The sequence below is a fragment of the bacterium genome (assembly GCA_014360495.1).
Taxonomy (GTDB): Bacteria; Armatimonadota; JACIXR01; order JACIXR01; family JACIXR01; genus JACIXR01.
The window spans coordinates 186,685-199,169 of record JACIXR010000005.1 but is presented as its reverse complement, the minus strand read 5'-3'; the positions used below and the strand labels follow the sequence as shown (position 1 = coordinate 199,169).

The window sequence follows — 12,485 nt, the reverse complement described above, 5'->3', positions numbered from 1 at the left end:
CACAATTTTGCATTGACAACAATCTTGATTCATTTTCTTTGAAGGATTAAAATTTAGAAAATGTTTGAACGCTCACATAAGCCAAATATCAATTTGGGAGTAAGTTGTGAGGTATGTCCGAGTTGGAGCCTTTATCCTCTCCAATCACCAACTCCCTTTTGCAATTTAATCAAGCACAGCAAGGACGGTTTAAGACGCTGTATCGCAAGTGATAGGCGAGCGAATCAAATCGTGAGAGAGACGAAAAGACCGCTGATTTACCAGTGCCACGCCGGCTTAATAGATGGCATCATCCCCATTATATTGGATGACGAAGTCATCGCGCAGTTCTGCCTCGGACAGTTTCTAAGTGAGCCGCCTACGGAAGAGAATTTCCAAAGGATTTGGGAGAAAATCAAGGATTTAGGGCTGCCCTATGAAGAGATGAAGGAGGCTTACTTAAAGCTCACCTTCGTGCCCATGCGTTATGTGGAGGCGATAGCTGAAGGGATATTTGAAGCGCATAGGGAATTATTGAGCAGTCTATCACACTTCTTCTCGCCAGCCAAGCCAAAGATTTCAGATGTAGATGAGAAACTTTGGTTAGTTCAACAAGAGAGACTGCTCCGCCATATCTCGGAGCAGGAGAGGGAGCTGATTTCCTTATTCTATTGGGCGAGCGGTGAATCAATTAGAAATTATTGGTTTAAATGGATGGAGAAGGAACTGCACTCCTTTGATAAATTCCCTTGGGAAACGAAATCTCGCATTTGGGGAGTCATCACCTCTTTGCTATCCCATTTGAGGGTTTTTCAAGCTTCTTCAAGGATTAATCTCTTGGAATTCTACTCCCATTATGCAACTATGGTTAAGAGGTGTGAGAGGAGCGAGGAAATGAGGGAAACACTGAGCTGGATAATGAACGACCTTCTCGCTATTAGGGGTGAGCCGAAGTATAGGGCTTCAATAGTGGAAAGGGCTAAGGATTATATTCACCAGCATTACGCAGAAGAAAGATTGGGTCTACGGGAGGTAGCGAAGGCACTAAGATTAAGCCCCTATTACCTTGCCCATCTTTTCAAGAGCTCGGAGGGGAAAAGCGTTGGCGAATATATTAAAGAGATAAGAATTGCAAGAGCAAAGGAGCTTTTAGAGGCAAGCGAGCTGAGCATTATTGATATAGCTTTAGAGGTCGGCTATAGTGACCCTGGCTACTTCTCTCGTTTATTCAAGAAAGCTACGGGATACTCTCCCGCAAGATATCGCAGACTGAGAAAAATTTAGCAAGATTTTCCCATTATCAAAACAAAAAAGTCCAAGAAAACTATTTTTATGGGGGGTAATATATTTGGCAAGGAGGTGTTATATTATGAAAGTTAGAAGCAGAGGATTCACATTGATCGAGCTGTTGGTAGTGATAGCGATAATTGCTATCCTGGCAGCTATCCTGTTCCCCGTTTTCTCAAGGGCGAGGGAGCAGGCGAGAAAAACTGCCTGTCTCACTCATGCGAAGCAGATAGGGCAAGCGCTTATGATGTATGTTCAGGATTGGGATGAATCGTTTCCCTATCAGTTGGACTGGTGCGCATGCTCGGCAAATGCACAGCTGGAGATGTGTTCTCCCAACTTCACAGTCCAAGGGAAAATTTATCCTTATGTGAAGAACGCCGCTGTTTTTGATTGCCCATCTGCTGATGCCTGTCCTATAACGGGGGACGACCCGGCAAGGAATATCGCCCATGGCGGATGTGGAGGTTGGACCTGGCCGAGAGAATTCCTCGGCAAGAGCGTTGACATCGGATATAATGGATTGATGGGCGGCGTGTGGTTGTACAGGATTTTGCGAAGAGAAGGAAGAAATGTCTCACCTAATGTTGGGGAGGTTATAATTATAAGATTAGCAGATATGCCCACTCCCTCCGAGACGGTCGTTTTCGGCGACGCTTTGCGTCCAATCGCTTGCGGAGGCTCAAGAATGGTCTTCACGAATAACTGTGCTCCCTGGTGCACGCCGGGTGGAAGGACGGAAAGGAACACCCGCCATACTGGTGGTTCCAACTATGTCTTCGCAGATGGACACGCCAAATGGATGAATTATAAGCAGATGGGAAACGAATGTGGAAGACATTTCTATCCCTATAGGGACCACGACCATATTTCTGTCTGGGCACAACTGGGACCGCCTGAAGATTAAATTAATAAAGCTTTAAAACAAAATAAAGGGGAGGGTTCCGGGAATAAAATCCCCAGACCCTCCCCTAAAAGGAGGAGTGATATTTATGAGCACTATTTATAAGATTTTAACGGCTTTAATCATCTGTTCTTTTTCCTTTTCCGCTGATAATCCCACATCAAAAGTTCGTGATAGGTGGGATTTTAGATATAAGGGGTTCATTATAGGGGCATGGTGGGGTCCTTCGGAAAACGAGGCAGAGCTGAAGTTTTATAAGGAAGCCGGCTTCAATGTGGTGATGATTGGTCGCTATATGCAATTAGACAATTATTCCGATATTGAAAAATGTTTAAAGGAGCTGGATTTGGCGAAGAAATACGGTCTGTGGGTGATGTTTGATACATATACAAAGAACGACCACCCCTGGGGAGGAAAGGCTTGGCAGGAACCCTACGACCATCCTTTCCATCACGCCGCCAGCTTGGAAGAGCTGATATGGCTTTACGAGAAAGTCGGAAGACATCCTGCCCTTTTAGGCTTTATGATTGGCGATGACCAAGGGGAAGTAACTCCTCGCTCCGATGCCTGCACGAATTTCCTCTTCCGCCAACCCAAGCCCCACCTCATGCCCTGGCTTTGCGGCTGGATACCGCCGAAGAACTTAGCGGAGCATAATAATCCCATTGCCAATCCTCAAATATATCCCACCCTTTATGAATGGAACCTCTCAGCCGATATGTTGGCCATCCGCTATATCTCAGCCTACTCCAATTGGACTAAGGAATGCAGGAAATACGGCATCATGTTCTGGCCCATGTTCAATGTGGCGCCACCTCCCGGGACAGATTATCTTCCCAGCGATTCCCTCACCCGCTTTCCCGCCTACCTTGCCCTCGTTTTCGCCTCAGATGGAATCTGGTATTTCTGCTACAATGGAGGAAGCCTTCAACGATACAAGGAAGGAGGCTATAAGACTGAGGAGGAAGTGCGGAATGCCTTAACTCCTCTCTATCGGATTGTTAAAAAGGTCAATAATCGCATTGCCCTCTGGGGAGATAAGGTCATAGGGAGGGATTGTTTAGCCGTCTTCAGCACAGCTTTCACTTCAAATCCTGAAATGGAGAAGATAGAGGGCTTGAGGAAGCCTGGGAAGGGAGAATTTATTGAGGAGATGGATGAAAACCTCATAGTCGGTCTTCTGACGAAGAAAGGGGAGAATCCCCTCGTTATGGTTGTGGATTGTAGGGTGAGCAAGAATTGGGGCGATATCCCACCTCGTGACGCAAGCATCCGCTTTTCGCCAAAGGTTAAGAAAGTGGTGATATTAGAGGGAGGGAAGAGCAAAGCAGTGAACGGAAACGAAGTGAAGATAAGGTTGGAAGCAGGAGGCGGACAGATGCTGGAAGTGATAGAGTAGAAGGATATTTATGAAAAATTGTTTTCCCCATCCATTTCTTCTCTTCTACCTTTTATATGTTCCCTCACTCTTGAAAGGAGGCGATATTAATTTGCTTTCCCTAAGAGCTGGTTCATTGGAAATGAAGATAAATCAATCGGGATATGTTATCAGCCTCTTTGATGCTTCCTCCCATAAGGAATATCTTCCCTCTGGGCAAAACGCTCCTTTGCTTAGTTTAACTATTAATTCAAGGAAACTTAAACCCATATCTCTACTTTATGACGAAAAGAGAGAAACTTTGGTTCTTACCTACGAAAATGGGGAGATAAAAGCCTTCGTGGAGGTAAAGATGAAGCCTACACATCTTCGCTTTCAGCTGAAGAAAGTGGAAGGAACCCAGCCGGAGCGAATAGACTGGGGTCCTTTCCCCACGACAATCAACAAGACAATAGGCGAGACGGTAGGTGTTGTGCAAGATGAGAGGACAGCAATCGGCATCCAATCGCTCAATATCCAAACAGTTGGCGGTGCCTCAGCAGCGGAATTCGGCAGCAAACTCTTTGCCTATGCAATTGAGAGGGAAGGTGGAATAAAAGATTCTGCGATAGCTATCTTTTCTTGCCAGAAGGAGAAGGCTTTGGAAACCATAGGGAAGGTAGAGGTAGAGGAGGGGCTACCGCATCCCACTCTTGATGGAGTATGGGCGAAGATTTCCCCCTCCGCCACTTTATCCTATCTCATAACCGACTTCAGCGAGGCTAACTTTGATGATGCTCTCCAGCTTTGCAGGAAATTGGGCTTAAAATATATCTACCACCCCGGACCATTTGCGACCTGGGGACATTTCATTCTTGACAAGAATCGCTTTCCCGACGGAGATGAAAGCTTAAAGAGATGCGTTGAGAAGGCGAAGAAAATGGGAATAAGGGTGGGAGTTCACACATTAACTGCGTTCATAACCCCAAATGACCCTTATGTGAGCCCGAAACCCGACCCTCGCCTCGGTGGGCTCGGCTCAAGCCAATTGATGGAAGATATTGATGAGGAAACAAAGGAGATAGCGGTTGCTGAGGCAGACCCCTTCAAGAGAAGGCAAAATTGGGGATGGGATAGAAAATTCGTTCTGATAGACGAGGAAATAATAGAATTCAAAGAGGTTTCTGAAGGCAATCCGCCGAGATTATTGGGTTGCACGAGGGGTATGTTCGGGACGAGGATATCCCCTCATAAGAGGGGAGCGGAGGTTCGCAGGTTAGCCACTCACGCTTATGGGACCTTTTATCCCGGCATCGCAAATGGAATGATGGACGAAATGGCTAAGAGAATAGTGGAACTCTTCAATTATTGCGGGCTCCAGCAGATTTCCTTTGATGGCTTGGAGGGCTTATGGGATTATGAATGTAGCGGTCCATATGCTGCTCATCGCTTCGTCAAAATCTGCTACGATGGCTGGAAGCAAGAGGTTATAAATGATGCCAGCGGGCTTTTGCACTACCTTTGGCACATTAATACGAGGATGAACTGGGGTGAACCTTGGGGAAAGCCAATGAGGGAGGGAATGGCTGAATACAGGCTGAGGAATCAGGAATATTTTGAGAGGAACCTCTTCCCCCATATGATGGGTTGGTTTGAGTTCAGGTCTGCTTCACCTCAATTGGAGGCGACAACTCTTGATGAGATTGAATGGATGCTCTCAAAATGTGCGGGTTGGGATGCGGGATTCGCCCTCGTTTCCTCTCCCGAGACCTTCAGAATCAATGGACAAGGCGAGGCAGTGATTAAGGCGATTAGGGAATGGGAAGAGGCAAGGCATAGCAAAGCGTTCACGGAGAGCCAAAAGGAGAGATTAAGAGAGCTCACGAGCGAATGGCACCTTGAAAAGATAGGAGAAAGGCGCTGGCTTCTTTTCCCTCTCGCCTTCTCGCCTAAATTCAAGTATACCGGGGAAGAAAAAGGATCTGTTGAATGGCATATAGAAAATAAATTTAAAGAACAACCGCTCAGATTTGTATTGAGGGTTTTGCCAAATGAGGGGGGTGAAAAAACCGCTTTCAATCCCCGCTTGGAAGTCAATGGGAGCGTCTTGGTCTTTCCCGTTAAACTCAAGCCCACTCAATATCTCGTCTGCGAAGGAACTGTGGAGGGGTTGGTTTACGATTGCAATTGGAATTTAATCACGAAAGTTAAGGGAAATGGAACTGTTCCTCTTCTTCCCCATGGAGATGTAATAGTGAGGTTTTCCTGTGAGCTTGAAGGGGAGAAATCTCCTTCGCTTTGGGTTCAATTCAAGACAGTAGGAGAAGGCGAGGTGGTTGCCTCTAAAAAATAGATTGACTTTTAAATATGTAATTCCTGATAATTCAATTGTGAGCAGTTTCCAAAGATTGTTTTATTGGTTTATCTTATCATTAGCATTACAATCGCTCCTTTATGGGGAGGTGAAGGATACGAAAAGGCATTTGGAGAACGCGATTGTTTACGCTATCTCACAGGGAACCGCGACCTTAAAGGATGTTGATGAGCTTGAGAGGATGGAGGTTGATGTTGTTGTGAGGGGAATTTCCTGCGGCTGGTATGCCAGCCCAAAGGATATGTTTGAGCGGAGCAAGGCTGTTCAACCCGCCCTTGAGGAAGCCTATAAGCGAAACATCCTTTGGAGCGCTATGATTACATCCTCCGCGATAATTCCCGATATCCTTCCCGAAAAAGATGTCTCCTTGTACGCTGATAGGGACGCCTTCGGAAATGTGATAAAGCCCGCTCAATGGTGGCAGGGATGTCTCAACAATCCTCGTTTCTCCGACTTCGTTAAGGAGATTGCAAGGTCCGCTATAGATGCGAAGGTCTGGGGAATCCATTACGATGAATCCTACGGGCATTGGTTCTGGAGCTATCCCATGCCCTGCTTCTGCGATTATTGTATTAAGGGTTTCAGGGAGTGGCTGAAGAAGGAAAAGCCTCAAATATTGAGTAAGCTCGGGATAATGGATTTGGATAATTTCAACTATCGGGATTTCCTCGCCCAAAGGCAGCTTCAATCCAAGCCGTGGGAAAGCCCCTTAGCGGAGGAATATTGGCGATTTCTCCTTTACAGCACTTTGGAAAGAGAGAAGGAGATTGTTGAGGATGGAAAGGAATACTGTAGGAAGAAATGGGGAAAGGAACTGATAGCGAACGCGAATCAATACGATATGGTCAATTTATCAGCCGTCGTTCTCGGCGAATCAAGCATATACGATTTCGTCAACATAGGCTGGGGCTTGCCGTTTCTCCCCAACCAATTTTCATACATCCCAAGTTATTTGGCTTCCAAAGCCTGCGGATACAATAAGCCAGTTGTTATGTTTCTTGATATCCAAGAGGAACCACCTCCCTTCGCTGTGCTTTCCATTGAGGGAAAGGGACAGCTCTTCCGCTGGCTAACGGGAGAGGCTTATGCCAGTGGCTGCTTCTATGCTCTTCATCACCGCTTCTCCCTCTGGACTGGTCCCGTTGATGAGCTTGCGAAAATCGGACAGTTCATAAAGAAATATCAGCATCTCTTCAAGGATACAAAACCCGTAGCAGATGTTTATTTGGTCTATTCTTATGCCTCAAATATTTACGACATGTTTCCCAAGTGGTGGGGGAGGAAGGATATTCCCGACCATAGCAAAGCCTTCAATCTCATAGGGAATCTCCTCCTTGATTCGGATGTTCAATTCGCTGGCTTGTTCTTGGGAGAGGGGAGAACTTTCCCCGACGATGTTGCAACCTCCGAAAAGGGCGCCTTCCCCCGGCTTTCCCCCAAGGAGTTCCCTTATATCATTCTTCCCTCTACCTCCCATCTAACCGATAAGAACTTGGACATGCTCAAAAGATATGTTGAGGCGGGAGGAAAGCTCCTGATATTTGGAGAGTGCGGAGAATGGGATGAGAAACATAACAAGAGAACAGCGAATGTCTTGGAGTCGTTCTACGAGAAAGGAAAGATAATCTGGCATAAGGTTCTTCCTCTGGACAAACCAGACATTCTCTTGGAGAAGGCGTTGGACGGACTTAAAAAGGCAGGTTGGTCTCCCTCAATCGTTGAATTCGGTCTCAAACCCCTTACGCATAAGGTTCTTAGACAATCAAAGGATGGATTAATCCTTCACATCCTCAATAAGGAATTTGAGGAGGGAAAGGGATTCAAGCGATTGGAGAATCTCAAAATATCCTTAAAATTACCGAAGGGATTTCGCCCTTCCTTGGAAGTTCTTTGCTATTCCCCTGACTGGGAATTCTCGCCTCGGGAAATCAATGCGGTGCTGAAAGGGGATGACTTGATTCTTGAACTTCCTCCTTTTGATGTTTGGTTGATAGCAGAGATAAGAAAGGAACAATGAGGGGATTTTGTCTCTTCCTTTCCTGTTTCTTAATAGCGATTTACATGGCTCAGTCTTTGGAAAAGGAAGAAGACGATGAATATATCTGTTTCAAAGCCCGAAATTATGTCCTTCGCCTTTATAAAAACAAGGGAACCTTTGATTTTCTTCTTATTGATGGCAAAGGGGATTTAAAACCAATTCATAATCCCTCTGGTGAATCCCCTTGGTTCGGATATAATTGCGCAAGGGGTGAGATACGCTCCTCCCAAAACGCTCCAGAAAAGATTGAGGTTGGGAGCTGGAAATATGGCTACAAGGTCTCCCTCATCTATCCCCTTGAGGAGGGCGCCTATTATGAGGGGAATTTTTACATCGCGGATGATTTCCTCGCTGTTCGTTCCTTGATAGATGCTGTGAAAAGGGAAGGCGTGAACATTGTCAGGCTGGCGCCACGCTTTGAGGTTGACATAAATCTCTTCAACCATTTCGCCTTCTCCATCCCAAAGGCGCTAATTTCCGGTGAGGTAAGTTCGCTTGGTCGTCCTGGCTATGCGGGAGTATGGGGATGGGGTGGTCCAAAGAGCTTTTCCTCCCTTGACCCCGATTGTCCTTTCTTCGCCCTTTTCAATCCCGATTTAAAGCTCTGTTTCCTTTTCCTTTATCCTTTTTATGATAAATTATGGAAGAATAAACACATTTTCCTTCAACTTTGGGAAGGCGGAATTAACTACTTCTATTCAGGCTGGGGTGAGGAGAAGGATTTGGGGAAGGAAGTTCTCTTCGCAATTGCCCCGTTAAATATCCCAAACCCAGAAGGGATATCGCAAATGGCAAAGGAGTTAATGGAAAGAATAGAGGCAATGGTTAAAGGGGAAGAATTACCTTGTCCCTCACTTCTGAATGCGCTTAAAGCGGAGGAAAGTGTAAAGGGAATTTGGCGAAAAAGCGAGGAGTCTTTAAATAAGCAAATCCCCAAGTTGGAAGTTTTATCTCCCAGGGAATTCGGAGAATGGAAGAGCAGGATTTACCAAATCCAACATCTCTTTTTCCTATCAAAGCTTGCCTTTGAAAGAGGGGATTACGAGAATTCCTTGATTTATGCAAGGAAAATGTTGAAAATATTGGAAGAAAAGGAGGAATGATTTTATGAGCAAATTCAAAGTCGGTGTCGTCGGTCTCCAAAGAGGCAAGGTTTTCGTTGATATCTTCAAGTCCCATCCCCAAACGGAAGTAGTGGCGATATGCGATGTCAATTCCCATCTTCTGGAAAATATGGGGCGGGAACTTAATTTTACTGACGAACAAATGTTCACATCTTTTGATGATTTCCTCAATAATTCACCTCTGGATATCGTGGTCATTGCAACTCCCATAGAGTTTCACACAGAACAAACGATAAAATCCCTTGAAGCTGGCAAGGACGTGCTCTGCGAACAAACCGTAGCCTACACGATAGAGGAATGTGAAAAAGTGGTTGATACGGTGAAGAGGACTGGTAGAGTTTATATGATGGCGGAGAATTACATCTACTTCCGCTATTTAAGGGAATGGAAGGAAATTGTGAAGCAGGGGAAATTGGGGGAGATTGTTTACGCAGAGAACGAATATCTCAACCCGATTATTCATCTTTTAGCTGATGAGAAAACGAGGAAGTTCTCTTGGCGAGCGACAAGGGCGCCCATTTGGTATTGCGCACATTCCATCGGTCCCCTCCTTCATCTTATGGAGGACAGGATTGTCAAGGCTATGGGCTTGCTGAGTGATTTCGTGAGCTATCCTCAATACAAAGATTATATCGGCTTCGTGGATATGGAGATGGCGACCTTCCAAACCCAAAAGGGAGCTACTATTCAGGTTTTGGTTAGCAATGTTAGCCCGAGGGGACACATAATTTATTACAGCTTATATGGAACGAAGGGATATATTGAATCTCCCCGTAGGGGCGAGGATGGATTAATTTTCATCAAGGACGAGATGGGCGCTCCTTCTCCCTTCCCCTGCAAAATCCACGATGAAAATCCACCTGAGTTTTATATGATTGAGGATTTTCTCAAAGCGGTTGAGACGAGAACCCGCCCTCCCATAGATGTTATTAGGGCTATGGATTTCACCGTTCCCGGTCTAATCGCCCATCAATCTGCCCTTCAGGGCGGAAAATGGCTTGATGTTCCCTTATTTGAATGGTGAGAGGAGGGATTGCAAATGACTGATTCTTTACTCGTTGGAGCCTATGAGATTGACATAACCCCAAAGGTTGGCACTTTATTGGCGGGAGGGATTTATCCCCGAGTTTCCAAAGGAGTGCACGACCCATTGATGGCAAAGGCTATCGTTTTGGAATCAAAGGGAGACCAGCTTGTCTACATAATTCTTGATATCTGCGTTTTGACGAGAGAGATAGGAGATAAGATTGTGGATAAGGCAAGCGAGCTCACGGGAATTCCTCCCCAAAACATCATCTGGGCTACCTCCCACACTCATTCAGGACCTTACACTATGCCATTCTTCGGCTCTACGGAAGAGGAAGTCGTGGATAAGGAATGGCTCTCATCCCTTCCGGAAAAGGTAGCAAACTGCGTAGCAGAAGCGGATAAAAGGAAAATACCAGCTAAATGGTGCTTTATGAGAGCCTACAATTATATGCTTCCCTTGAATAGAAGATTGCGGTTCAAAGACGGAAGGGAGCTCAATAATTGGCTCATTGATAGAGGGGAGGAGGCGCAATGCGTGGGAACGGCGGGACCCGTTGACCCCGAGATAGGAATCCTCACATTTGAGGATAAGGATAGCAATCTCATAGCGGTCCTCTTCAATTTCGCCCTTCACTTGACTACTCACTTCGGGGAAGAGTTCAGTGCCGATTATCCTGCCGTGGTAGCGAGACGGATAAGGGAGAAATTCGGCGAGCAAGTAATCACCCTTTATATGCCGGGAGCGATGGGAGATATAAACACTTATAGGAGTATGGAGGAGACGGGCAATATGCTCGCTGATAGCATAATTCCCAAGATTGAGGCAAGGAAGCCAAGGGATGAGGTGCCTATTTTGAAGGCTAGGAAAAGCGATGTGGTCGTTCCTTACAGGGATTTATACCAAGACCAGGAGGAGAGGATAAGGGCATCACAATGGCCGGAAGATGTACAGGAGGTCTTCCGAAAGGAATTAGAAATTATGAGGAAAGAAGGAGTAATGGAAGGAGAAACGATTGTGAGCGTGTGGAGGATAGGGGAGATAGCTTTTGCTGGATTGCCCGGAGAGCTTTTCGTTGAATGGGGGTTGAAGATAAAACAGGAGAGCCCCTTTCCTTGGACATTTCCCGTTGAGCTATGCTGTGATTATCAGGGCTACCTGGTTACGGAAAAAGCTTGGAAAGCGGGTGGATATGAGAGCCTTATAGCTAGGAGCGCCAAGCCATCCCCGGAGGGAGTGAAGATGATGATTGATGAAGCCCTCAATATGCTGAGGGAGATTTATTGAGAGGAGGGAATCTTATGAGGAAATTAGGGGTTGGAGTTGTTGGATGTGGTGCAATCGGTCCCGCTCACGCCCAGGCTGCAAACGAGCTTGAGGAAACGAAGCTTATTGCTGTGTGCGATAAAGTAGAGGAGAAAGCGAGGTCATTAGCCCAGCGCTTCAGCGTTGATTGGTATACGGATTACGACAAGATGCTGGAGAGGGAAGACATAGATGTCGTTTGCATTTGCGTTCCATCTGGTATGCATGCGGAGTTCGGGATAAAGGCGGCAAAGGCGAGGAAACATATCATCTGCGAGAAACCACTGGATATAACGCTTGAGAACTGCGATGCGCTCATAAAATCGGCACGAGAAAACAGGGTGAAATTGGGAGGTATTTTTCAGAGAAGATTTATGGAGGATATAAGGCTGATGAAGAAGCTTGTTGAAGAGGGTAAATTGGGTAAAATCGCCATAGCGGATATGGATATGAAGATTTACAGAAGCCAGGCTTATTACGATAGCGGAGAATGGCGAGGCACTTGGGCGCTTGATGGCGGTGGATGTCTTATGAATCAAGGCGTCCATTTCGTTGACTCTCTTCTTTGGATTATGGGACCAGTTGAATGGGTTGAGGCAGAAATAGCGACATTAGCTCACAATATAGAGGTTGAGGACACAGCAGTTGCCATTTTAAAGTTCAAAAACGGCGCGCTGGGCGCGATAAAAGCTACCACCTCCGCTTATCTTGATGTGGGAACGCAGCTGAGCATCGGTGGCTACCAAGGTTCCGTCGTCTGGGAGGAAACGGGTGAGCCGGGACGGATTTCATTCTTGAAGATTGAGGGATTAGATGAAAAGGAAATTTTGGCAAATCTTGAAAGAGGACGCGAGGAAACCTCAAAAGCCTCTCCCATCCCGTTTACCTCTGGCTCTGAATGGCTCAGGCTCCACCTGCTCAATTTTCGTGATATAATTAGAGCAATCATAGAGGATAGAGAGCCCTTAATCACCGGTGAGGAAGCCAGGAAAGCAGTTGAGTTAATCTTGGCTATATATGAATCGGCTAAAACAAATAAAAGGGTATATTTGCCCTTGGAAAAATAAAAATTATTTTAAAAGGAGGTTGA

At 45.9% G+C, this 12,485-nt stretch carries 9 protein-coding genes; all 9 read left to right on the top strand.

The window, feature by feature from the left end; translation table 11 throughout:
• Window positions 1–60 precede the first annotated feature (60 nt).
• The 9 genes from H5T88_06000 to H5T88_05960 all read left to right on the top strand — a co-directional run bounded on the left by H5T88_06000 (window position 61) and on the right by H5T88_05960 (window position 12,462).
• Window positions 61–1,263 carry a PocR ligand-binding domain-containing protein gene (locus H5T88_06000; protein ID MBC7329896.1) on the top strand — a complete coding sequence of 401 codons (1,203 nt, stop codon included), beginning with the start codon at window positions 61–63 and terminating at the stop codon, window positions 1,261–1,263.
• A gap of 85 nt (window positions 1,264–1,348) precedes the next feature.
• Complete coding sequence (locus H5T88_05995) at window positions 1,349–2,173, top strand: prepilin-type N-terminal cleavage/methylation domain-containing protein (GenBank protein ID MBC7329895.1); 825 nt, start codon at window positions 1,349–1,351, stop codon at window positions 2,171–2,173.
• 85 nt (window positions 2,174–2,258) lie between these two features.
• The gene (locus H5T88_05990) at window positions 2,259–3,569 is read left to right on the top strand and encodes a hypothetical protein (GenBank protein ID MBC7329894.1); all 1,311 of its coding nucleotides are present in this window, start codon (window positions 2,259–2,261) and stop codon (window positions 3,567–3,569) included.
• Between the two features lie 10 nt (window positions 3,570–3,579).
• A complete protein-coding gene (locus tag H5T88_05985; GenBank protein ID MBC7329893.1) occupies window positions 3,580–5,880 on the top strand; it encodes a hypothetical protein in 2,301 nt (766 codons plus the stop codon).
• Between the two features lie 37 nt (window positions 5,881–5,917).
• Window positions 5,918–7,918, top strand: coding sequence for a hypothetical protein (locus H5T88_05980; protein ID MBC7329892.1), 2,001 nt, complete (start codon window positions 5,918–5,920; stop codon window positions 7,916–7,918).
• The gene (locus tag H5T88_05975) at window positions 7,915–9,042 is read left to right on the top strand and encodes a hypothetical protein (GenBank protein ID MBC7329891.1); all 1,128 of its coding nucleotides are present in this window, start codon (window positions 7,915–7,917) and stop codon (window positions 9,040–9,042) included. The genes H5T88_05980 and H5T88_05975 overlap by 4 nt, the downstream gene beginning before the upstream one ends.
• Window positions 9,043–9,046: 4 nt before the next feature.
• Window positions 9,047–10,087, top strand: a complete 1,041-nt coding sequence (locus H5T88_05970) for a Gfo/Idh/MocA family oxidoreductase (protein MBC7329890.1) — start codon at window positions 9,047–9,049, stop codon at window positions 10,085–10,087.
• 15 nt (window positions 10,088–10,102) lie between these two features.
• Entirely contained in the window at window positions 10,103–11,377 is a 1,275-nt protein-coding gene (locus tag H5T88_05965; protein ID MBC7329889.1) for a hypothetical protein, read from the top strand.
• Between the two features lie 14 nt (window positions 11,378–11,391).
• Window positions 11,392–12,462: a Gfo/Idh/MocA family oxidoreductase gene (locus H5T88_05960; GenBank protein ID MBC7329888.1), complete on the top strand. Its 1,071-nt coding sequence runs from the start codon at window positions 11,392–11,394 to the stop codon at window positions 12,460–12,462.
• Window positions 12,463–12,485: the final 23 nt, after the last annotated feature.

Bases quoted from the DNA above. Each gene is read 5' to 3' on its own strand.
- H5T88_05975 (MBC7329891.1), top strand. From the start codon at position 7,915: ATGAGGGGATTTTGTCTCTTCCTTTCCTGTTTCTTAATAGCGATTTAC.
- H5T88_05970 (MBC7329890.1), top strand. From the start codon at position 9,047: ATGAGCAAATTCAAAGTCGGTGTCGTCGGTCTCCAAAGAGGCAAGGTT.
- H5T88_05985 (MBC7329893.1), top strand. From the start codon at position 3,580: ATGAAAAATTGTTTTCCCCATCCATTTCTTCTCTTCTACCTTTTATAT.
- H5T88_05990 (MBC7329894.1), top strand. From the start codon at position 2,259: ATGAGCACTATTTATAAGATTTTAACGGCTTTAATCATCTGTTCTTTT.
- H5T88_05965 (MBC7329889.1), top strand. From the start codon at position 10,103: ATGACTGATTCTTTACTCGTTGGAGCCTATGAGATTGACATAACCCCA.
- H5T88_05995 (MBC7329895.1), top strand. From the start codon at position 1,349: ATGAAAGTTAGAAGCAGAGGATTCACATTGATCGAGCTGTTGGTAGTG.
- H5T88_05960 (MBC7329888.1), top strand. From the start codon at position 11,392: ATGAGGAAATTAGGGGTTGGAGTTGTTGGATGTGGTGCAATCGGTCCC.
- H5T88_06000 (MBC7329896.1), top strand. From the start codon at position 61: ATGTTTGAACGCTCACATAAGCCAAATATCAATTTGGGAGTAAGTTGT.